We start from the raw sequence: 20,483 nt of genomic DNA on the forward strand, positions 1-20,483 counted from the left end.
GTGCTCACGTCCCAGATGTCGGTGATCGGCTTGGCCGAGGCCGCGCTGCCCAGGGCGGGCAGCCCGTACATGTCCTCCAGCGTGCGCAGGATCGAGTAGTGGTTGTACTTGGTGCTGGAGGTGGCGCCCTTCTTGACGTTCGCGCCGACGACCATGGTGGCGATCTTGTTGACGGAGTCGTCGCCGTCATCCTCGTCCCACGTCAGGATCAGAGCGCTGTTGTGGGTCTTGGCCCACTGGACGTAGCCGTCGAAGTTGTTCTTCAGCCAGGTGTCGCCCTGCTTGACGGTGCCGTCGTGCATGTCGTTGTCGAGGTTCGGCGTCACGAACGACACGTCGGGGAGCTTGCTGTAGTCCGTGGGGAAGCGGCTGTAGCGCAGGTTCGAGGCCGCCGGGACGTTGGTGAAGTCGACCCAGCCGTTGTGCTTGCGGGCGTAGCCGCTGCTTCCGTCGTCGCCGCAGTCCTTCGATCCGTCGGACGGCAGGTCCTCGGAGTAGCCGACGAAGGTGTGCCCGCGGGTCAGGAGCTGGTTTCCGAGGTTGTCATCCGCGAAGTCGTACGGGCAGTCGTCGTCATCGATGCCGTGTGCGGAGCCCGAGAAGAGCGCCACGTAGTTGCCCTGGCTGGGGTGCGTCGTTCCGTGCATGTTCGAGAACGACGCACCCTGACCGGCAAGGGAGTTGATGTACGGAGCGTCGGGGCTGCCGACGACATCCTCGTAGAACTTGTTCTCCTCGGTCACGACCACGACATGGTCGAACTCGGGGATCCCGTCGGCGGTCACAGCTGCCGGGGACACTGCCGCGCCCTTCAGGCCGGCGGGGGAGGCCATGGCCGTCGCGGTCAGGCCGAGCAGGCCCACGGCCACGCTCAGACCGGCGGCGATGAGGGCGCGCCGGGACCGGTCGCCGCGTCGTGCGTGTGCACCGTGCCCCCCGGGCGGGGGCTCGGCGCGCCGGGAGCGCAGGGGAGGGTAGGGAGGCGTCATGCTGATCTCCTTGAGCAGGCAGGAGTGCTGTCGGTGCGGTGGACCTGAGCAGCGCCTGACGACACGGGGGAAGGGCGGCGAACCGGCCGCGCGGGGTGATGAACGCGTGCGGGACGGGCGCCACTGTGGCGACAGGTATGGCGGACTGGGACCGCGGCGGCCGGGTCAGCTGCATGCACGGATGCAGGTGAGCGCGTCGGGTTCGGAACGTCCGCGCCGAGCCGCTGACGGGATTTTTACGCGGCCTGTTGAGTCCCTGTCAAGCGGTCCGTCCGGACTTGGCGCAGCCTCTTGACGGGGTGCTCGCAACGCTGATAATTCTTACAGACAGGAAAGTTAACTAACAGATCTCTTGCACAGGAAGACGCGAGAGACGGCGAGGTCAGAGCATGTGGTGACCGTCGTCGTGGCAGATCGTTCGCGCGAAATCCCCGATCCTCCGTGGGTGGGGGGCCGCCCGGGTGCCGGGGCCGGAACCCGTCAGGCGCCTGGTGCTGAACCCGAGTTGGGAGACGGCTTTTCCGGCGAGTTCGATCGGGAGACCGCATCCGCGACTCGGCAGAAGCCATCGACTTGTAACTGGCGCGGATCCTCGCCCACTTCGGGCGTTCGATCGAGGAACCCGACCCCGTCCACACCGCGCTCGTGACCCACCGCGGCACGGGAGCCCACCTCCTCACGTCGGCAGCCCCACGCTCCCGTAGGCAGGCCGTCCAAGGGCAACTCCGGCCGCCACTGGGCCGTTCGGCCCGGGGTGTCGTCGCCTTGGAGGCCGAGACGGGGACGCACACACTTTTACCCACTCCTGATGGCATGGACCGGTCAAATCTGCCAGGCTTCCGACTGCCGTCGTCCTGACCAGAGGTCGGCGGAGCGGAAATCTCACCCAGCGATCGCCCAACCGATGCGCGCCCCACGGCCGTTCACCGGCGCACCCAGGCCGGCCGGGCGGCCACCGAGCAGGCCGGCATCCCGGCCGCCTCAAAGGAGTTTCGTGTGAGACCGACCCCCCACAAGACCTTCGCCGCGCTCGTCGTCGCCGCGTTGGCCGCAGTTCTGCTCCCCGTCGCCCCGGCGGCGGCGGTGTCCACCACCCCATCAGTGGCCGCAGCTTGCACACCGGCCCAGGTGGTCACCAACGGCGGCTTCGAGAGCGGCACTTCGCCCTGGACCCAGTCGTCGACCAGTGTGATCACCAGCCGCACCGGTCAGAGCGCCCACGGCGGCACCAGCTTCGCCTGGCTGGACGGTGTCGGCGGCACCCACACCGACACCCTCTCGCAGAGCGTCACCATCCCGGCCGGGTGCAGCAGCGCCACCCTCACTTTCTGGCTGCACATCGACAGCGCCGAGACGACCTCGTCCACCGCCTACGACAAGCTGACAGCGAAGATAGGCAGCACGACCCTGGCGACGTACTCGAACCTCAACAAGGCCACCGGCTACGCGCAGAAGTCGTTCGACGTGTCGTCGTTCGCGGGCCAGACCGTCAGTGTCGCCTTCACCGGCACCGAGGACTCCAGCCTCCAGACGAGTTTCGTCCTCGACGACGTCGCCCTCAACACCTCGGGCACCACCACCCCGCCGGCCGACTCCATCCGTACGCCGGCCGCGCCCTCGTACACCGTCAGTCTGAGCAGCAACACCGCCGGTACCCTCTGGACCGGGCACGAGAGCACGACCTTCACCAACGCCTCGGCCACCCCGCTCACCGAGGTGTACCTGCGGCTGTGGGACAACTACCACGGCACCTGCTCGGCGATGCCGATCGCGGTCAGCAATGTCACCGGCGGCACCGCCGGTGCCCTCTCGGTCGGCTGCACGGCACTGCAGATAGCCCTGCCGACCCCGCTGGCGCAGGGGCAGTCGGCCACCATCGCCTTCGACCTCGGCATCACCGTGCCCAGCGGGGCGGACCGGTTCGGCCATGACGGCGCCTTCAGCATGATCGGCAACGCGCTGCCGGTCCTCGCGGTCAAGGATGGATCGGGCTGGCACCTGGACCCGTACACGAACAACGGCGAGGCGTTCTACTCGCTGGCCGCCGACTTCAAGGTGACCCTCGACCACCCGACCACCCTGCTGGTCCCGGCCACCGGCGCCTCGGTCGACACCGCCGGTTCCAGTGGGCGCACGATCACCACGGCCACCGCGTCCAAGGTCCGTGACTTCGCCTGGGCGGCGGGCCCGTTCGCCAAGATTTCCGGCACCTCCACCGCCGGGACCCCGATCAACATCTACTCGGTGTCGGGCATCAGTTCCGCCAACGCCCAGTCGATGCTCACCACCGCCAAGTCCGCCGTGGACGCGCACGCGGGCCGCTTCGGCGCCTACCCGTACGGTGAGCTGGACGCGGTGATCGACAACAACTTCTGGTTCGGCGGCATGGAGTACCCCGGGTTCGTCCTGGACCTGGTCAGCACCACGGCGCTCACCCATGAGATCGGCCACCAGTGGTTCTACGGGATCGTCGGCGACGACGAGTACAACAGCCCCTGGCTCGACGAGGCGTTCACCGACTACGCCACCGACCTCGCGCAGGGGCTGTCCGGCACCAACTGCTGGAACAACGTCTCCTGGGCCTCGACGGCGGAGAAGATCACCAACTCGATGGCGTACTGGGACACCCACTCGTCCCGCTACTCCACCGTCGTCTACGGATACGGCAAATGCGCCCTGCACGACCTGCGGCGCGTCCTCGGTGACAGTGTCATGGCCAAACTGCTGAAGGACTACGCGACGTCGCACTGGTACGGCGTCTCGACCACCGCCGAGTTCAAGGCGGCCGCCCAGGCCGCCACGACCACGAGCCTCACCTCCTTCTGGACCACGCACCGCATCGACGGCTGACCCCGGCGACCGGTCCGCCGCAGGGGACGCCACACGGCGCCCGCCGCGACGGACCGGTCACTGTTCCGGCCCGTTACGAGAGCGGGAATGCGGGGCCACCGGTCGCTGTTACAGGACATAGCTGACATGCGCGAGTCAAGACCGCGTGATGTGAGCGGAAGGAGGCCCCTAGTGGCAGGCAACCAGCTGCGTCCCGTCGTGACCCTGAAGTCGACGGCAGGAACCGGCTTCACCTATGTGACCCGTAAGAACCGGCGCAACGACGCCGACCGGCTCGTGCTGCGCAAGTACGATCCGGTGGCCGGAGCGCACGTTGCGTTCCGGGAGGAGCGCTGAGCCGGACCCGGTGACATCGGGCCACCAGTGCACAGCGGACAGCCGTAAGGAAGGAATCCCCATGAGGACCCGTATACACCCCGAATCCAGGCCGGTCGTCTTCCGTGACCTTTCGGCGGACGTCGCGTTCCTGACCCGTTCCACCGCGCAGTCGTCCAGGACGATCGAGTGGGAGGACGGTGCCACCTATCCCGTGATCGACGTCGAGGTCTCGTCGGCGAGCCACCCGTTCTACACCGGGGCCTCGCGTGTCGTGGACACCGCCGGACGCGTGGAGCGCTTCGAGCGCCGCTACGGCCGGGCGACCGTAGCCCGAGGCTGACCACGGTCCGGTAGTCGGCAGGAGGAGAGCAGCGTCATGAAGGTACGGAAGTCCCTGCGCTCGATGAAGTCAAAGCCCGGCGCCCAGGTGGTCCGCAGGCGCGGCGTGATCTTCGTAGTGAACAAGAAGAACCCCCGCTTCAAGGCTCGCCAGGGCTGAGCGCGCCGCCCCATCCCCTCCGGTTCGACAGATGCGACAGAGGGGATGGGGCGGAGGTGTCCGGCCGCTACCGCAGGTAGGGGCCGTCGGTGCCGATCTTGCCGGGGGCGGCGTTCTTGCCGCCCAGGTCGAGCACGTAGACCCGCAGGTTGCCCTTGCCCGGGGCGGAGACGGTCAGGGTGCCGTTGGTGACCTGCTTGACGTCGCCGGTGACGGCGTCCTTGTAGGTGCCGTTGGGGATGGCCGAGTAGGTGGCGCCGTCGGTGACGGCGACGAGGGCGAAGCTGTCGACGCCGGTACTGGTGTCGGTGTAGCGGCGCTTGAAGTTCATCCCGCCGCCCGAGACGCCATCGGTGGAGTACTGGCCCATCTGGAGGGCGGGGATCGCGCGGCGGATCTGGTTGAGACGCTGGAGATGCTTGACGAGCGGTTGGGCCAGGGTGTTGGCGACCTCGCCGGTGGCGCTGTCGACCTTGGAGAAGTCCGAGGCGGTGACGGTGCCTTCGAGGTGGTCGCCGTAGTAGGCACGACCGGTGGTGGCCAGCGGGCAACTGGGTCCGCAGTCGATGGTCTTGCCGGCCTGGAACTGGATCTCCGAGCCGTAGTAGAGGGTCGGGATGCCACGGAAGGTCCACATCAGCGCCATGTTCTCGGCCCACGCGTCCTGGCCCCCGGTGTAGCGCATGGACGACTTGTTGGGGCCGTAATCATGGCTGTCGACGTACACGGCGTTGTACGTGGCGTCGTTGGTGGAGTCGTCGGAGTCCTTGCCGTTGGAGAAGGCGTTGTGCGCGTCGCCGAAGTTCATGTGCATACGCATGTCGATGATGTTCATTCCGGAGAACTTGCTGTGGTCCGGGGCGTGGTACGCGTTGCCGTCCAGGAAGGCGTTGGCCGAGGTGGGCTGGTTGCCGGTGCCCAGCTGCTCCTCGTAGTTGTACTGGTCGAGCGCGGCCTGGGTGTCGTCGGCGGTGTACTCCTTGCGCTCCTTCCAGGTGTAGAACTGCGCGGAGTGGTTGACCGAGCCGCGGTTCCACTTGTCGTTGACGAAGGCGCCGACCTCGCCGAAGACGTAGAAGTTCTGTGCCGTGTCCGCGCCCCAGTCCTGGGTGACGCGCTGCTGGATGGCGGGCAGGAAGCGCCGGTTCCAGGTGACGCGGGGTATGTGCACGGCGGTGTCCACGCGGAAGCCGTCGACGCCCATGTCGATGTACTTGTTGTAGGCGCCGATGAGGTAGTTCTGCACCTCGGGATTCTCGGTGTTGAAGTCCGCGAGATCGTCGGCGAGCCAGCAGGAACGGGAGTCCTCGCCCTCCCAGTTGCCGATCCAGCACTGGTGGTAGTACGTGGACGGGAACATCTTGCTGGTCGGGCCCGACCACTGGCAGTTGTAGAGCGTGTAACCTTCCGGGCTCTTCGCCCCGGTGGGCTTGCCCCAGTTCAGACAGGTGTTGCCGGACGGTTCGGCGGTGGACCACAGGTCGCCGTTGTAATAGGACTTGCCCGACTTGGGCTCGACGGTCAGGCCGTCGTACTCGAAGCCCGGCTGCTTCTCGTCGTAGTACCAGGACCACTGGGAGTCCCGCACGCCGTAGACGGTGGGTGTGAACAGGCCCTTGGCGCCCCAGCGGGAGCTGTGGTTGTAGACCACGTCCTGGTAGATCTTGATGCCCTTGGCGTGCGCGGCGTTGATCAGGTCCTGGTACGACGCCCCGGCCGACTCCAGCCGCGGGTCGACGCGGTAGAAGTCGTAGCCGTGGTAGCCGTGGTAGTCGTAGTCACTGCGGTTCAGGACGACCGGGGTGATCCAGATCGCGGAGAAGCCGAGGCCTTTGATGTAGTCGAGCTTTTGCACCAGGCCCTTGAAGTCGCCGCGGAACATGGGGTCCTGGTTGGCTGCGTTGCCGGACTTCACGTCCTGGTTGCCGCCGCGGTCGTTGCTGGCGTCGCCGTCGTAGAAGCGAGCGGTGAGCACGAAGTAGATCGGGTCCTTGCGGGGGTCCGTGCCCAGCGCCTTGCCTGCGGTGGCCGGCGGCGGCGTGTCGCCGGTCGTCGCGGTCGCCGGAGCCGATGCGGCCGAGATGTTGCCCGCCGAGTCCAGTGCCTTGACCGTGTACGTGTAGGTGGTGTGGGGTTCCAGGCCGGACTCCGACAGCACGGTCGAGGCGATGCTGGTCACGACGGTGCCCTTGGTACCGCCGGTCCGCGTCACCTGATAGCCCGTCACGCCGGTGTCGTCGGTGGACGGTTCCCAGGTCAGCACGGTCGAGATGTCGCTCGCGGACGCCTTCACGGTACCCGGGACGGTCGGCGCCTTGGTGTCCGGGACGACGGCAGCGCACGGATCGGTGGCGTTGTTCGTGACCTTGGTGTCCTTGACGATGCTCAGGCCGCTGGACAGCGCGTAGTTGTTGCCATTGTTGTTGTCCCAGGTGCCGTTGCCGTTGTTGAAGGTCGCGGCCAGCCCCGATGTCCCTTGGAGGTCGACGGTCTTCTTCACCCAGCCGGTGCACGCCGCCTCCATGCCGACGCCGGGCACTGCCGTCCACGCCTTGCCGGTCGGCGCGTAGTGCAGGTTGACCGTCGTCCAGCCCACCGTCGTGGTGGAGTAGAAGACGGTGGCCGAGGTGGCGTCCGTGCCGGTCGGGGAGGGCGAGGGGGAGGGGTCCGTGCCGTCGCCACCGCACGGATCGCTGTGGGCGACCACGCCGTCCTTGACGGTGATGGTGCCGGTGCCCAGCGCATAGTTGCTGCCGTTGTTGTTGTCCCAGGTGCCTTGGCCGTTGTTGAACGTCGCCGCCAGGCCGGCTGCGCTGCCGAGGTCCACGGTCTTCTTCACCCAGTCGGTGCAGGCGGCCTCCATTCCTGCCCCGGGCACGGTGGTCCAGGAGCCGCCGTCGGGGGCGAAGTGCAGGTTGTACGCGGCCCAGTTGCGGGTCTTGGTGTAGTAGAAGACGGTCGCCGAGTTGCCGGCCGCGGCTGCCACCGGGGTGGAGGACGGAGCCGGGGCGGCGTGGGGCACCGCCGTCACGAGAGCCAGCAGCCCGGAGGCTGCCAGCGCGATGGTCAGGGGGCGTCTCAGACGTCTGCGCGTTGGGCGTTTCACGAAAGGGCTCCCTATTGAGGTATGCCGCGGCCGATGGGCATGGCGATCAGCAAGGCAGGGCCGGGTGGGGCGCCCTGTGTCCATCTCCTGCCGTGAAGCCCTGGCGCGCCGCAGCGCGGGGGCGAACAGCATCATTCGACATGTGTACGGCGGGGAGAAAGTTGCTGAAACTTCTTGCGCAGCAGGAAGTTACCGGGCCGCGTCAGACACGTAAAGGGAGCGGACCCAACCAATTCGCAGGCATCAAAAATGGATGCGGCCGTCGGTCGGATGCCGAGGCATCAGTCGTGACCGGCTGGTGTCGACGGGCTGCCCGGGATCGGTTAATCCCTCGTCAGATGCCCTCGGTGTGCCGGGTGATCGTTGCTGTGCGCGTCCATTGGCCGGACCCCGGGTGGGCCGTGGGGGTGCACTCTCAGTTTTCGCAAGCCTCTGGCAGATCTTGCAGAATCTCTTGACCGTGGGGTGGGGTGGGGGCTGGTCGTGCTCGCGCTCAAAGCCGCCCACTGTCCACTGCCCGCTTGCGCGGACGAGCCGTGAGGCGGGCCCGATGCCGCACTTGTCCCAACGGGCCTGCCTCGGCGCTGAGTTCGGCGTGTGGGGGTCAGCCGCCCTGGCCGGCGCTTCCGATCGGGCCGATCTTCACCGCGGAGCCGGTGCCGTCCGTGACGGGCAGCGTGGCGTTGCCCGGCCAGGCGAGCGTGACCGTCTTCGTCTCGTCCGGCGGGGTCACCAGCAGGCCGGTGATGCGGACGCCGGAGCCGCCGGACTTGTTGAACGGGTAGTCGATGGGGAAGTACGTCGACTCCCCGTTCTTGAGGATGGCCGAGACGGCCTGCTGGCCGGTGCGCTTCGCGGACAGCGGGCCCGCGTTGGTCTTCAGGTCGACGCCCGCGTACCCGGAAATCGCGCAATCCCGGCCGCCACCGTTCTTCAGCTCGACCACGACGGTGGCGTCGGGGTCGCCGTCGATGGTGTTGTCCTTCGCCGTGATCTCCAGTTCGTCGGTGCGGCACTTGCCGACCTTGCCGTTTGCGTTGGAGCCGGTCCCGGCGACTGTGCCCTGATCGTCGGAGCTCTTCCCTGCGGAGGCCTTTCCGCCGCTCTGATCCGTACCGCCCGAGCCCGAACCGTCGCCCGACGAAGAGGTGTTGGACGCGGTGGATGGGGTGCTCTGCCCAGCGCCGTCCGCTTCGTTCTGGCAGGCCGTGAGCGAGAGACCGGCGGCAACGGCCAGGGCGGCAAAGGTGAGCTTGTGAACGCGCATCGGTTTTTCCTCAGCATGGGTCGGGGGTGCGGGCTGCTCAGTACGTGTCGGTACGAGCGAACGTTGCTGATCATCAAGACCCACTCGGCCCGGCGATCGTTCCGCCCAACCACCCCCTAATACATCCCTGTTACATGTACAGCCGGGCAGGGTGCGCACCACTGCCGTGCGCACCCCTCCGGCACCCGCCGCCGACCGGCCGGGCGGCGGGTCCCGCCACCGTTGCGTACCTGTACGCGCCCGCCGCCCACTGGGACAGACCCGTAACCCGGCGGACCTTGACCACGGCGGGTGGCATGCCCTGGTCATCAACTCGCTGTCGTTGTTCGGCCGGAAGCTACGGATGAGGCCTCTCGGTGGGGTCGGTCACGGCAGGAGCTCGATGTACCCGTCGGTTCCGTGCACGCGGATCCGCTGTCCGTCCCGGATCAGCCGGGTGGCCTGATGCACGCCCACGACGGCCGGCAAGCCGTACTCCCGGGCGATCACCGCACCATGGGTCATCAGGCCGCCGACCTCCGTCACCAGGCCCGCGATTCCGACGAACAGCGGCGACCAGCTGGGGTCCGTGAAGGTCGTGACCAGGATGTCGCCCGATTCGAGATCGGCCTCCGCCATATCAAGGATGACGCGGGCCCTTCCCTCGATGGTCCCCGCGGAAACGGGTAGGCCGATCAGGGCGCCGGCCGGCACGTTGTCGCGCCGGTACGCCCCGGTGACGGCTTCACCATCCGATGTGAGCACCCGGGGCGGTGTGAGCGCGTGGTACGACCGGAACGCGTCCTTGCGCTGCTGGATGAGCTGGTCATCCGCCTGGTGCGAGCGCACCACGTCCCGGAGTTCCTGCAACGTGAGGTAGAAGATGTCCTCTTTCTCCGGCAGTACGTCGGCCTGCACGAGGAGCTCGGCCTCGCCCAGCAGGGCCTGCTTGTAGACGAAGTAGCGGCTGACGATGCCGTACTTCGGGTACTCCCGGTACCCGATGAAGGCCCTGACCTGGTCGATCATCCGCTTGGTCCCGTCGGCTTTCCGCTCCCCGTCCGGCAGGGCCCGCAAGCGGGACAGCACGTCCTGTTCCTTCTTCTCCGCCTTCTGCCGCCCCTCCTCGAAGCGCCGCTCGGCAGCGCCCGGCTCGAAGTTCCTGACGTTGTCGAGGATCACGGGCACGAGCGTGGTGGGGCGCTCGCGCCAACGCGGCCGCGTGATGTCGATCTCGCCGACGCAGCGCATGCCGTACCGGTCGAGGTAGTCCTCGATGGCGTCGCGCGCTTCGGTCCCGCCCGCGAGTTTCGCCAGCTCGTCCAGGAAGCCTTCGTCCTCGACGTCCTGCAGGAACGCCACCACCTCCGGATGCGGGCGGATCACGTCGGCGACGCCGAGGAGCGCCAGTCCCATTTCCGAGGTGACGTTGTCGGAGGCGGACAGCGTGAGTGCGTCAGCCGCGTTCTTCTCGCCCAGCCACTCCTGCAGCTTGTCGTTGAGCCACCAGGTGGCCTCCATCCCCGCCATGATGGCCCGCATGTTCAACGGATCGCCGAGGATTCGTTTGTGCTCGTCGAAGGCCGCGAAGAGGAAGTCGAACAGTGCGGGGCCGGTCTTCGTCCGGATGTCGCGCTCCAGAGCGGCGATGGACGCCTGGCTGCGCTCGATCAGTTCGGTGACGATGGCCGGATCAGGTTCGGCAGGGGCGGACGCACCGGCAGGCGGCCCGCCGGGAGTCGCGTCCGGGAGCGACGGGACAAAATCGTCATGGTCCAGGACGGTCTCCAGAGCGTCCCTGACCAGCGGATCGCCTTTCCCCATGATGTCCAGGAGGCCGGCGCGGCTCGCGGGTGCGGCCAGGCGAGCGGTGACGTCGACGAACAGCCTCCCGCCGGCCGCGTGCATCGGCACCATGGCCGTCAGCTGCCACATGGAGATTCCCAGGGGTGCCATGGGGTCGGTCATCATCTGCTGATGACCGACGGAGACGTAGACGTGGTTCTCCGCGTCACCGGCCACGGGGATGGGGAACAGCGTGGTGATAGGGCGGCTCTGAACGATCTGGAAGTCATCGTCGACCAGGCACCATTCGATGTCCTGCGGGCTGCCGAAGTGCGCTTCGATCCGTCGCCCGAGCTGCACGAGCCGTACGACCTGCGCATCCGTCAGCGCCGGCTGCTCCTGTCGCTGTGAGTCGATCGCCACTTCCCGCGTACCGCCGGCCGGCAGGGCGTGGACGGCATGTTGTTTGGCGGCGATCGTCCTGGCGACGACTTTGCTCTGTCGCACCTTGTAGACGTCCGGGTTCACCAGGCCGGAGACCAGGGCCTCGCCGAGGCCGAAACCGGCGTCGACCGTGGCGACCTTCCGGTTGCCCGTGACGGGGTCGGCCGTGAACAGGATGCCGGCCGCCTGCGGGAACGCCATCTGCTGCACGACCACGGCCATGTGGACCGCACGGTGGTCGATGCCGTTCCGCCGGCGGTAGATCACGGCCCGCTCGGTGAAGAGGGAGGCCCAGCACCGGCTGACGTGCTGGAGGATCGCCGCCGGTCCCATGACGTTCAGATACGTGTCCTGCTGGCCGGCGAAGGAGGCCGTCGGCAGGTCCTCTGCCGTCGCGCTGGACCGGACGGCGTAGGCGGCTTCCTCGCCGAGCTGAGCGAGCGCCCGGGTGATCGCCGCTTGGAGGTCGCCCGGGATGGCAACCCCCTCGATGGTCCGACGAATCTGCGCGCTGAGCGTGCGGATCGCCTCCCGGTCGTCCGGATCCGAGCGTGACAACTGATCGAGCTGATCGTCGATCGACGGTGCTTCCGCCATGATCCGCCGGAAGGCGTCCGTCGTCACGCAGAAGCCACCTGGTACGTGGATGCCTTCGATGCGCGACAGCCCGCCCAGGTGCGCACCCTTGCCGCCGACGGCCGCGACCTGCGACTCGTCGACCTCTTGAAGATCCAGGACGTACTGCTCCATCACCGCGACACCTCCGAGGCAGCCATGCCTGGTCCCACCATTGGTTCGACGTCACCGCGCCCCCCGTACGTCGACAACAACACCCGCACCTCGTGCCCTCATTTCCGCAGGTTGTGGCCTCGGCCGATGATTCTGCGCTGTTGACCCGGTCTTGCGGCAAGCCCCCCAGCGCGCTATATGTTGAGAGTGGCAAGGAGACAGAGCTCTCCTTGCCTTTGTCATTGGGTATGAGCCTGGTTCAACCGCCGCAACGCGAGTCCTGTCAGCGGACGACGTCGAAGACGTTCTTCTGGAGGCCGTTGGCGTACGCCTCGGACTCGACGAGCTTGAGCTTCTGAGTGTCCTTGTCCGTGTCGCTGAACAGCCGCTTGCCCGCGCCGAGCAGGAGTGGGAAGACCAGCAGGTGGTAGCGGTCGATCAGGCCGGCGTCCGAGAGACTCTGGTTCAGGGTGGCGCTGCCGTGGACGATGATCGGGCCGCCCTCCGTCTCCTTCAGTGCGGCGACGTCGTCGAGTGAGCGCAGGATCGTGGTCTCGCCCCAGTTCGACACCAGGTCCTTCTCGGTGAGCGTGGTGGAGACGACGTACTTCGGCATCACCTTGTAGTCGGCGAACTCCTCCATGCCCGGCCACACCGGGCTGAACGCCTCGTAGCTGGTGCGTCCCAGCATCATCGCGGCAGCTTCCTTCTGCTCCCGTCCCTTGATGTCGAACGCCTCCGGGACGAACTCCGTGTGCTTGAAGGTCCAGCCGGTGTTCCGGTAGCCCGGTTCGCCGCCGGGGCCTTCGACGACGCCGTCGAGTGAGATGAAGGCGGTGCTGATCAGGGTGCGCATGAGATCTCCTTGGTGTTTCGGGGTCTGATGTCGGGTTGCTTGCCGGGGTCTGGGAGTGATGGTCAGCTGAGGAGTGCGGCCAGCCACCGCTGCCAGGCGGCCTCGGCCCCATCGGTGTCCGGCCCGAACAGGTGGTGGGACATCAGGGCCATGCCGGAGCCGTGGTGGAAGGTGTAGATCCCCTGGTGGGCGCGGAGCTCGATGCGCTCGTCGTCGGACCAGACCACTTCGGCGTCCAGGGGCGGCAGGCCGGCCGGCTCGGCGTGCACCTGCGTACCCACGACGACCGGGCTCGGCAGCGACAGCCCTTGGGCGAGTGCCGCCCGTACGTCCAGCGCCGTACGTCCACCGGACGGTGCCAGGGCGAAGACGGGAACGCCGGTGCGTCCGGGGAAGTGCGTCAGATATTCGCGGAGCGTATGGAGATGGAAGGGCCAGCCGCGGCGCAGGGCGTCGTACTCGTCCTGCCAGTTGTCACCGAGCAGCCCGCTGTGGACGACGCGCAACACGGTGCTGCCGCCGTCTCGCCCCTCGATCAGGTACTCGAAGGCCATGAACCGGCCGTCCTCGGCGGTGGCCGTACGGGAGGCGAAGCGCTCGCGGGGTTCGTACGCGGTGATCACGGCCTCCTCCCGGTGGCCGCCGGTGCTCATGGCGGCGATGCCGCCCTCGCGCGCCTCCACCTCGTTGCGGCCCATGAACCAGGAGTCGATTCCCGGTCCTGTGGCGATCGCCTCCCAGACCTGTTCCGGGCTTGCCGGAAGGGTCGTCCGCAGCTCGATCTCGAACGGATGCGTCATGGTGCGTTGTCCTGTCCTGCTTCGGGTTCGGGCTGCGGTGCGGGGGCCTGGTGGAGCCCGACGATCACGCGGTGGCTCCGGCCGCCCGGGGCGGCCTCGTCGTGGTAGCGGCCGACGAGGACCGCCACCGCCTGGGCCAGTTCCTCGGCGAAGGCCATCCGGTCGGCGGCGGAGGCGAACCGGACCTCGGCGTCGATGCCGAATGTGGCGACCCGGCGCCGAACCCGGGCCGCGCCGGTCAGCAACGTGCCGACCTCCTGCACCAGCCGGGCTCCCAGCGCCAGCAGCCAGTGCGCGGAGAGCTGGTCGGGGGAGCGGGTGGGGTCCGGGCTGACGGCGGCCAGGGCTCTGGGGGAGATCACGTAGGAGGCGGCGGTGGCGCGGTAGATCCGCTCGGTGACGTTGCCCTTGCGCCGCTCTTCGGCGAGCTCGACCAGTCCGTGCCGTTCCAGCTCCTTGAGGTGGTAGTTGACCTTTTGCCGGGGCAGCCCCAGGCGGACGGCCAGCATGGCGGCCGAGCCGGGCTCGGCCAGGGCGGCGAGGATCCGGGACCGTATCGGATCCAGCGCTGCCTCGGCCGCGGCGGGCTCTTCGATCACAGCGACATCTAGCACCGTTCCAGGATCCAGCCGACAAGAAAATTTGTCAAGGCGAGAATTATTGTCGGATGGCCTGCCGGCGTACTCGTCGAGGCGGTCTGCGGTTCGACTTCACCGTGCGCACAACCGGTCCAGAACCGACTGGCTCTCATCGTCAGCGGCGCGGTAGATCACCAACCGCTGGTCCGGATCTTGAAGTGGCATCAGCACTTCGAACTGCACGGCGATCACACCGACGTCAGGATGCCGCATCACCTTGCGCCCGCGCCCGTTGACCGCGATGTCCCGCTCGGCCCACAGCCGCGCGAATTGCTCGTCCCGAGCGGTGAACTCGGTGATCAGGTCCGTCAACACCTGATCCTCCGGATGTGCGGCCCACGCGGAGCGAAGGTGGGCGATCCCCTCCCGCACGATGCGTTCGCGGTCGACGTAGCGCTCTCGTATGTCCGGATGCATCAGGCACAGCCACATCGCGTTGTGCCGTGACGGTGGCAGGGTGTCGAAATCCAGTAGCAGCCTCGCCATTTCGCCGTTCCAGGCGAGGATGTCGTAGCGGTGGTTCATCAGCATGGCCGGCAATGGCGACAGGTCGGCGACCAGCCGGGCCAGCGTCGGCGCCGCGGTGGTGGCCGGCTTGTCGGAGTTACGGGGGCGCTGCTGGGCCAGGTTGAAGAAGTAGGAGCGTTCGTCGGGGGCCAGACGCAGCGCCCCGGCCAGCGCCTCCACCACGTTCACCGAGGGCCGCAGCCCGCGGCCCTGTTCCAGCCGCACGATGTAGTCGGTGCTGACTCCGGCCAGTTCGGCGACCTCCTCGCGGCGCAATCCCGGAGTCCGCCGGGCCTGCCGACGCGAGGGCAGGCCGAAATCGTGCGGGTCCAGGCGTTCGCGCCGGGTCCGCAGGAACGCGGCCAACTCCTGTGTCGTGTCCACGGTGCGAGTCGTCATGTCCGACCCAACAACCAGGGTAGGACTGCCCTTCCCAGGAACGTCCTTCCCTTACCCCCGGCTCGCGGCGCTCACAGACTCGTGTTCGGCAACGGAACCAAGCACAGGAGGACACGATGTCGCTCACCCTCGACACCTACCGGCTGCTGGGCCGCTCCGGTCTGCGGGTCTCACCCCTGGCGCTGGGCGCGGCGACCTTCGGCACCGAGTGGGGCTGGGGCGCCGAGCAGGACGATGCGCGCAAGCTGTTCGACCTCTACGTCGAGCGCGGCGGCAACTTCATCGACACCGCCAGCACCTACACCAATGGCAGTTCCGAGCGTCTGCTGGGCGAGTTCACCCGCGACAACCGCGAAAGCCTGGTGCTGGCAACGAAATACACGACGCTGCGCAGGCCAGGCGATCCGAATTCCGGGGGCCCGCACCGCAAGAGCCTGTTCGCGTCGGTGGAAGCCAGCCTGCGACAGCTGAACACGGACTACCTCGATCTGCTCTATCTGCACCTGTGGGATTTCACGACGCCGGTCGAGGAGATCCTGCGGGGCATGGACGATCTGGTCCGGCAGGGCAAGGTCTTGTACGTGGCGGTCTCCAACGCTCCGGCCTGGCAGGTGTCGCGCATGCAGGCGATCGCCGACCTGCGCGGCTGGTCGCCGCTGGTCGCGCTGCAGATCGAGTACAACCTGATCGAGCGCACCGGAGAACGTGACCTGATCCCCATGGCGCGCGAGATGGGACTGGGGGTGATCCCGTGGTCACCGCTGGCCGGCGGGGTGCTCACCGGCAAGTACGGCCGCGACGACCTGACCGCGACGAACGCCACAGCCGGCGACGGCACCCGCAAGAGCACCACCATCGCCAACGGCGCGCTCACGGAACGTAGCTTCGCCATCGTGGACGTCGTGAAGGAGGTCGCCACGGAACTGGGCCGCACACCCGCCCAGGTCGGGCTGGCCTGGACCCTGCGGAACCCGGGCGTGACGGCACCGATCATCGGCGCACGCACTCCCGCGCAGCTCGAAGACAATCTGGGCGCCCTCGAGGTCGACTTCAGCGCCTCCCAGCTGGCCCGCCTCGACGAGTCCAGCGTGATCGGACTCGGCTTTCCGCACGACATGCTCGCCCGTGACGCGACCCGTACGCTGACCCGCGGCGAGCTGAAGATCGAAACCCGCCGCTGACACCCGATCGAGGTCCGGGAGCAGCACTGCCGCCGCCCTCGGGGCGGATCACCGAGCCAGGCGAGCATGGCCACCAGCGCGAACAAATCGGCGCCATCGATTTCGCTCCGTGCCGTGCCGTGCCGGTGGCCTGGGCGCGGGTGAGGAGCCGCGCCCAGGCTGCGCGCAAGGTGACGCACGAAGCGTGGAGTGCGGACTCGGTGTCCTCGATGGCGGCTGCCATCGGCACGGTCACGCCCCAGTGGAAGTCCGCCCTCAAGGAGGGTGTTCCGGGTCCGCCCCGGCAGCTGCCGGGGCGTATCCAGGTCATGGAGGCCGTGCCCCGCACCGGCACCGGCACCGGCACCGGCAAGTCCGACAAGAAATCACTGTGCTCTCGCTTCGGCGCCTGAAGGGCACGGTGAGCGCTGTCCGTTCTGATGGTGCTCGTGTGCGATGTTCCAGATGGCGGAAAGTGGCCTGATTTAGTGCCCTCCGTCCTGAACGCCGCAAGCCGCTGGTCCGTAACCCCGCCCATCGCGACACGTCCGGACGCCCATCGTCGGCGTTCGCCATGGACCACGGGGGACAGAAAAGTGACACAGCATCGCAGGGCGGACCAGCATCAACCGGCCGAGCCCGAGGGGGAGCACGGAAACCCGGCGTGGAGCGGCGGGCGCAGCGTACTCGAGGGTGCCTTCAGGTTGTTGGGCGCGCTGGAGCAGGCCCGTGAGGCCGGGCTGACCTGGCTCGCGGCGGAATGCGGACTGCCGAAGACGACCGCGTACCGACTCCTGGAGCAGCTTGTCGATCTGAGCGCCGTCGAGCGCAGCCCCAGCGGCTACCAGATGGGCTCGCGCATCTTCCGTCTCGGACATGGCTGGCAGCCACACCCGGGTCTGCGCGCCGCGTCGAGGGAGCCGGTGCGCCGACTGGAACGAGCCACCGGTGCCACGGTGGCCATCAACGTCCTGCGCGAAGGCCAGACCCTGGTCCTGAACCGGACGTGCGGCGACCGTCCGGGCGAGCTGGCGCCGGGGCACAACGGCGCGGTCTGGCCCTGGTACACCGCCGCAGGGAAGGTGCTGGTGGCCGTCGCGCCGGCGGGGCTTCCGCTGGACCCGCTCCCGGCGCTGTGGCACCGGGAGGCGGCGCAGATACGGGAGTCGGGGCTGGCGTACGACCGCGAGCAGATCCTCGACGGGGTGTGCTGTGTCGCAGTGCCGCTGCACGGCCCCGGACACGTGCCGGTGGCTTCGCTCTGCCTGATCACCGACACCAGCCACGATCTGGACCGGCTCGCCGACGTCGCCCAGCGCGTCGGCCGGGCCATCAGCGCCCGGCTGACCAGCCGCTCAGCGGTCCGCTCAGCGGAACGGCCCGCGACACGGCTGCTGTCGTAGCGCCACGCTAGTGACGATCGCATCCTGCCGTCCCGGCGGATACCCAGCTCGTCATGTTCTCCGGCGGTCGCGACAGCTCGCTGACCGCCGCCACGCTGATGCTCCAGGGCCATCGTGTGCATCTGTTCAGCGGCAACAGCGGCTGTTCCCTGCACCGCGGCCTGGTCTCGCTGCGTGGCGCCTTCCCGGGGCCACGCCCGAGAGCTGTGGCGCGACCGATCGTTCTGCGCTCTCGTCGTGGCGAAGGCCTGCTTCGCGACGTGCGCGACGGCCGTCTCCACCTTCCTGGCGTACTACCTGGTGGCCGTGGCGCACGCCCCCGCCTGGGGAGTCGGTCTGCCGCTGACGCTCAACTGCGCGCTCGTCGTCGCCGCTCAACGCCCCACCACGCGCCGGATGCTGGCGGTGCCGCGCCACCGCCAGCTGTTCGGCGGCGGACTCGCCTACCTGGTGGCGGGCGCGGGCTTCGCCCTCGCTGCCCTCGGTCCGCCGCGTGCGGTGGTGCTGGTGACCTGCATACCCCCGGCGAGGCTGGGCCAGTGGCTCGCCGTCTATCAGTCCGGCTGGTCGATCGCAGCTGTCCTGGTGCCAGGCGCCGGGGCGCTGCTGCTGCGCTCGGCACACGGCTGGTTCTGGCCGGCCTTCGCGCTGATCGCTGCACTCGGCGCGGTGTCGGGCCTGCGCGCGGGCGGTGTGAGCCGCCGACCGGCTCACGCGCGGTCCCGGCCAACGGCGGTCCAGGACAGATAAATCCTTTGGCCGGCCTTCCCCGAGCCGCACTTGCCCGCCCCCGCGTCGGGCTGCATGCCCTACGGCGTCCTCCGTGACGACCCGCCCGCGCCGCGCCCCCACTACCTGTTCCGGGCGGACCTCGGATCGTTCCGGCACACCCTGGTCCGGCTACCGGCCGTCCGCTCCCCATGGCTGCGCGAGATCCTCGAGAACCTCACGCAGCACCGCGCCCGCCTCTTCTAGCCGTCCGGCAGACGGCGCCGTCAACCCGCCCTCAGCCATAGATGTGCTGAGGCCGTACGCGGCGGGGCTGCGGGGCGGGCTCCGCGAACACGGCCAGACGCAGTACGAGATAGCGGCCGATCCCGACGAGCGCGGTGGCCGACAGGTACACCGTCTGCCGCAGGACGAGTCCGGCGCCGGGGTGGAGCGCGGCCAGTGCGCCGACGGCGGCGGAGGTGGCCAGCCAGCCGACGGCGATGGTGGCCGCGCTCTTCAGATGACCGGCCAGGCCGGGCCGTCCGTGGCCGAACGAGACGCGGGCGTGCAGTTCGGTGGCGACCGCGGTGGAGGCGAGGGTGGTCAGGGCGTTGGCAGCCATCCACGGGATCGACTGCGAGAGCAGCACCAGGACCGCCGAGGATACGAGGGTGACGCCGCTGCCCAGCCCGGCGAAGCGCCCGAAGGCCGCCGCGTGCCGGCGGATCAGGCGCAGGCCGTTCATGGCGATGCCCTTCCGGGCCGCTGCCCCTCGCGGGGTCGTCGTCGTTGTCATGCCGCAGAGCGTGGCCGAACCCCCATTCACCGCGGTTTCAGAGCGTTTTCAGGGGCGTTGCCTGTGCTGAAACCGGTGCGGCGATGCACCGCCCACCTCGGGACCCGGGACGGTCGAGTGACCGCCGCACGGACGTCCGGGTGTCAGCCCGCTGCGGAGCTGAACACCACGGTGGAACTCTCCAGCGCGGTGAGGAGCGCCGCACCCGAGGGAAGTCCGGAAAATACCGCAGGACTGAATTCGCCGCGATCATTGATGTTTGCATGCGTCACGAGTGGCCCGCGGTGATCCGGTTGCGATTCCGCAGCGGGCGTGTCCGCAATCGGGATTGCGCGCTGCATTCGCAACGCATCGACCGACTCCGCGAGCAGCTCGAATTCCGTGGTCTCGTCGCGGACGGCGTATCGCATGAGGCGTCCGGCCGTCAGTACTTCGGCGGCCGATTCCTGCTGTGCCGCTTCGTCGCGCCAGGTGCGGAGCGCGGCAGGTATGTCCGGTGCGTCCGCTGTCATGGGGAAAAGCGCCTGCGCCGGAAAGTACCCGCAGTCCGGGCTGGGATCCAGGCGCTCGGAGATCCATGTGGCCCTGTCGCGCAGCCACCACAGGGCCAGGGCGATATTGGGTGCCCGGTAGGTGCCGAGCGGCACCCCGACACGTCGGCCACCGCACACTCCGTACGCGGTGACGTGGCACAGGAATTCATCGTGCACAGCCACTCCCCATGGGCAGTTTGCGGCTTGGCAGTGAGAGTCGTGCGGCGATGCGTCAAGAGCCTTCACGCATTGCTCAGTTGACCCAGAAATCGATTATGTTCGCTCCTGCCACACTGAGGCCCTCATGGTTCTGGCCATATCTTTGGCATATGCGCCGCAACTCATGGCTGAAAATCTTCGGTTGTTCCATTTCGCCGCCACCGGCGCCGGTTCACAGGGCATTCCAGTAGGCGATGCCCGGTCGGGGCTTGTCGGGGGCGAAGAGCTGGGAGACGGTCACCGGGGTGAGTCCGCGGGCGCGCAGCCCGTCGATGATGCCGGGTACGGCGGGGACCGTGCCCGGGTAGATGTCGTGGAGCAGGAGGATCCCGCCGGGCGCGGCACCGTCCAGGATCCGGCTCTTGATGACTTCCGGGTCGTGGTCACGGTAGTCGCTGGCGGTGACGGTCCACAGGATCTGGGCGAGCCCCAGTGAGCGGGAGACCGCGGCGACCCGCTCGTCGGTCCGCCCCTGGGGCGGACGCATCAGGGTAG

The 20,483-nt window shown here is 68.2% G+C and carries 18 protein-coding genes and 3 pseudogenes; 9 read left to right on the forward strand and 12 right to left on the reverse strand.

Translation table 11 applies throughout. From position 1 onward, the window contains the following. Positions 1-989, reverse strand: a 989-nt coding sequence (locus J0695_RS25530) for an alkaline phosphatase family protein (RefSeq protein ID WP_206965681.1), incomplete at its 3' end; no start/stop codon positions are given. Between the two features lie 996 nt (positions 990-1,985). Here J0695_RS25530 and J0695_RS25535 point away from each other — a divergent pair. From J0695_RS25535 to ykgO, 4 genes are all read left to right on the forward strand, one after another. Further along, positions 1,986-3,839: a M1 family aminopeptidase gene (locus tag J0695_RS25535; RefSeq protein ID WP_206965683.1), complete on the forward strand. Its 1,854-nt coding sequence runs from the start codon at positions 1,986-1,988 to the stop codon at positions 3,837-3,839. A gap of 171 nt (positions 3,840-4,010) precedes the next feature. Next, entirely contained in the window at positions 4,011-4,175 is a 165-nt protein-coding gene (gene rpmG, locus J0695_RS25540; protein WP_206965685.1) for a 50S ribosomal protein L33, read from the forward strand. Positions 4,176-4,236: 61 nt separating this feature from the next. Next, positions 4,237-4,497, forward strand: coding sequence for a type B 50S ribosomal protein L31 (locus J0695_RS25545; RefSeq protein ID WP_206965687.1), 261 nt, complete (start codon positions 4,237-4,239; stop codon positions 4,495-4,497). Positions 4,498-4,533: 36 nt separating this feature from the next. Further along, complete coding sequence (gene ykgO / locus J0695_RS25550) at positions 4,534-4,656, forward strand: type B 50S ribosomal protein L36 (RefSeq protein WP_206965688.1); 123 nt, start codon at positions 4,534-4,536, stop codon at positions 4,654-4,656. 67 nt (positions 4,657-4,723) lie between these two features. Here the strand turns inward: ykgO and J0695_RS25555 are convergent, their stop codons facing one another. The 7 genes from J0695_RS25555 to J0695_RS25585 form a co-directional block, all read right to left on the reverse strand. After that, entirely contained in the window at positions 4,724-7,762 is a 3,039-nt protein-coding gene (locus J0695_RS25555; protein WP_206965690.1) for a carbohydrate binding domain-containing protein, read from the reverse strand. 604 nt (positions 7,763-8,366) lie between these two features. Continuing rightward, positions 8,367-9,029, reverse strand: a complete 663-nt coding sequence (locus J0695_RS25560) for a DUF4232 domain-containing protein (protein WP_206965692.1) — start codon at positions 9,027-9,029, stop codon at positions 8,367-8,369. Between the two features lie 366 nt (positions 9,030-9,395). Next, a complete protein-coding gene (gene rph, locus J0695_RS25565) occupies positions 9,396-11,990 on the reverse strand; it encodes a rifamycin-inactivating phosphotransferase (RefSeq protein WP_206965694.1) in 2,595 nt (864 codons plus the stop codon). A gap of 259 nt (positions 11,991-12,249) precedes the next feature. Then, a complete protein-coding gene (locus tag J0695_RS25570; protein ID WP_206965697.1) occupies positions 12,250-12,822 on the reverse strand; it encodes a dihydrofolate reductase family protein in 573 nt (190 codons plus the stop codon). A 62-nt stretch (positions 12,823-12,884) separates the two neighbouring features. Then, entirely contained in the window at positions 12,885-13,622 is a 738-nt protein-coding gene (locus J0695_RS25575; protein ID WP_206965699.1) for an SRPBCC family protein, read from the reverse strand. Beyond that, entirely contained in the window at positions 13,619-14,236 is a 618-nt protein-coding gene (locus J0695_RS25580; RefSeq protein WP_206965701.1) for an ArsR/SmtB family transcription factor, read from the reverse strand. Before J0695_RS25580 ends, J0695_RS25575 begins: the two co-directional genes overlap by 4 nt. Positions 14,237-14,332: 96 nt before the next feature. Continuing rightward, positions 14,333-15,151, reverse strand: coding sequence for a helix-turn-helix domain-containing protein (locus J0695_RS25585; protein WP_307798754.1), 819 nt, complete (start codon positions 15,149-15,151; stop codon positions 14,333-14,335). A gap of 131 nt (positions 15,152-15,282) precedes the next feature. Between J0695_RS25585 and J0695_RS25590 the strand changes: the two genes are divergently transcribed. Beyond that, complete coding sequence (locus tag J0695_RS25590) at positions 15,283-16,347, forward strand: aldo/keto reductase (RefSeq protein ID WP_206965704.1); 1,065 nt, start codon at positions 15,283-15,285, stop codon at positions 16,345-16,347. Between the two features lie 41 nt (positions 16,348-16,388). Here the strand turns inward: J0695_RS25590 and J0695_RS44155 are convergent. Beyond that, positions 16,389-16,585 (reverse strand): annotated as a pseudogene (locus J0695_RS44155) (SbtR family transcriptional regulator); the annotation flags it as partial. On the opposite strand from J0695_RS44155, the gene J0695_RS25595 reads away from it, so the two are divergent. The 4 genes and pseudogenes from J0695_RS25595 to J0695_RS25610 form a co-directional block, all read left to right on the forward strand. Further along, positions 16,518-16,739: a hypothetical protein gene (locus tag J0695_RS25595; RefSeq protein WP_206965707.1), complete on the forward strand. Its 222-nt coding sequence runs from the start codon at positions 16,518-16,520 to the stop codon at positions 16,737-16,739. The pseudogene J0695_RS44155 and the gene J0695_RS25595 sit on opposite strands and share 68 nt — an antisense overlap. Positions 16,740-16,922: 183 nt before the next feature. Beyond that, on the forward strand, positions 16,923-17,729 hold the full coding sequence (locus tag J0695_RS25600) for an IclR family transcriptional regulator (RefSeq protein WP_307798755.1): 807 nt from the start codon (positions 16,923-16,925) through the stop codon (positions 17,727-17,729). Positions 17,730-17,903: 174 nt separating this feature from the next. Further along, positions 17,904-18,479, forward strand: coding sequence for an MFS transporter (locus tag J0695_RS25605; RefSeq protein ID WP_206965711.1), 576 nt, complete (start codon positions 17,904-17,906; stop codon positions 18,477-18,479). 3 nt (positions 18,480-18,482) lie between these two features. Then, positions 18,483-18,704: pseudogene (locus tag J0695_RS25610) on the forward strand (hypothetical protein); the annotation flags it as partial. 31 nt (positions 18,705-18,735) lie between these two features. Here the strand turns inward: J0695_RS25610 and J0695_RS25615 are convergent. The 3 genes and pseudogenes from J0695_RS25615 to J0695_RS25625 form a co-directional block, all read right to left on the reverse strand. Next, entirely contained in the window at positions 18,736-19,185 is a 450-nt protein-coding gene (locus J0695_RS25615; RefSeq protein ID WP_206965714.1) for a GtrA domain-containing protein, read from the reverse strand. Positions 19,186-19,538: 353 nt separating this feature from the next. Continuing rightward, positions 19,539-19,946, reverse strand: a pseudogene (locus J0695_RS25620) (hypothetical protein); the annotation flags it as partial. 214 nt (positions 19,947-20,160) lie between these two features. After that, positions 20,161-20,483 (reverse strand): polysaccharide deacetylase family protein (locus J0695_RS25625; RefSeq protein WP_206965713.1); only part of this gene is annotated, 323 nt, incomplete at its 5' end.

Origin of the sequence: Streptomyces beijiangensis, assembly GCF_017315755.1 — a bacterium.
GTDB classification, from domain to species: domain Bacteria; phylum Actinomycetota; class Actinomycetes; order Streptomycetales; family Streptomycetaceae; genus Streptomyces; species Streptomyces beijiangensis.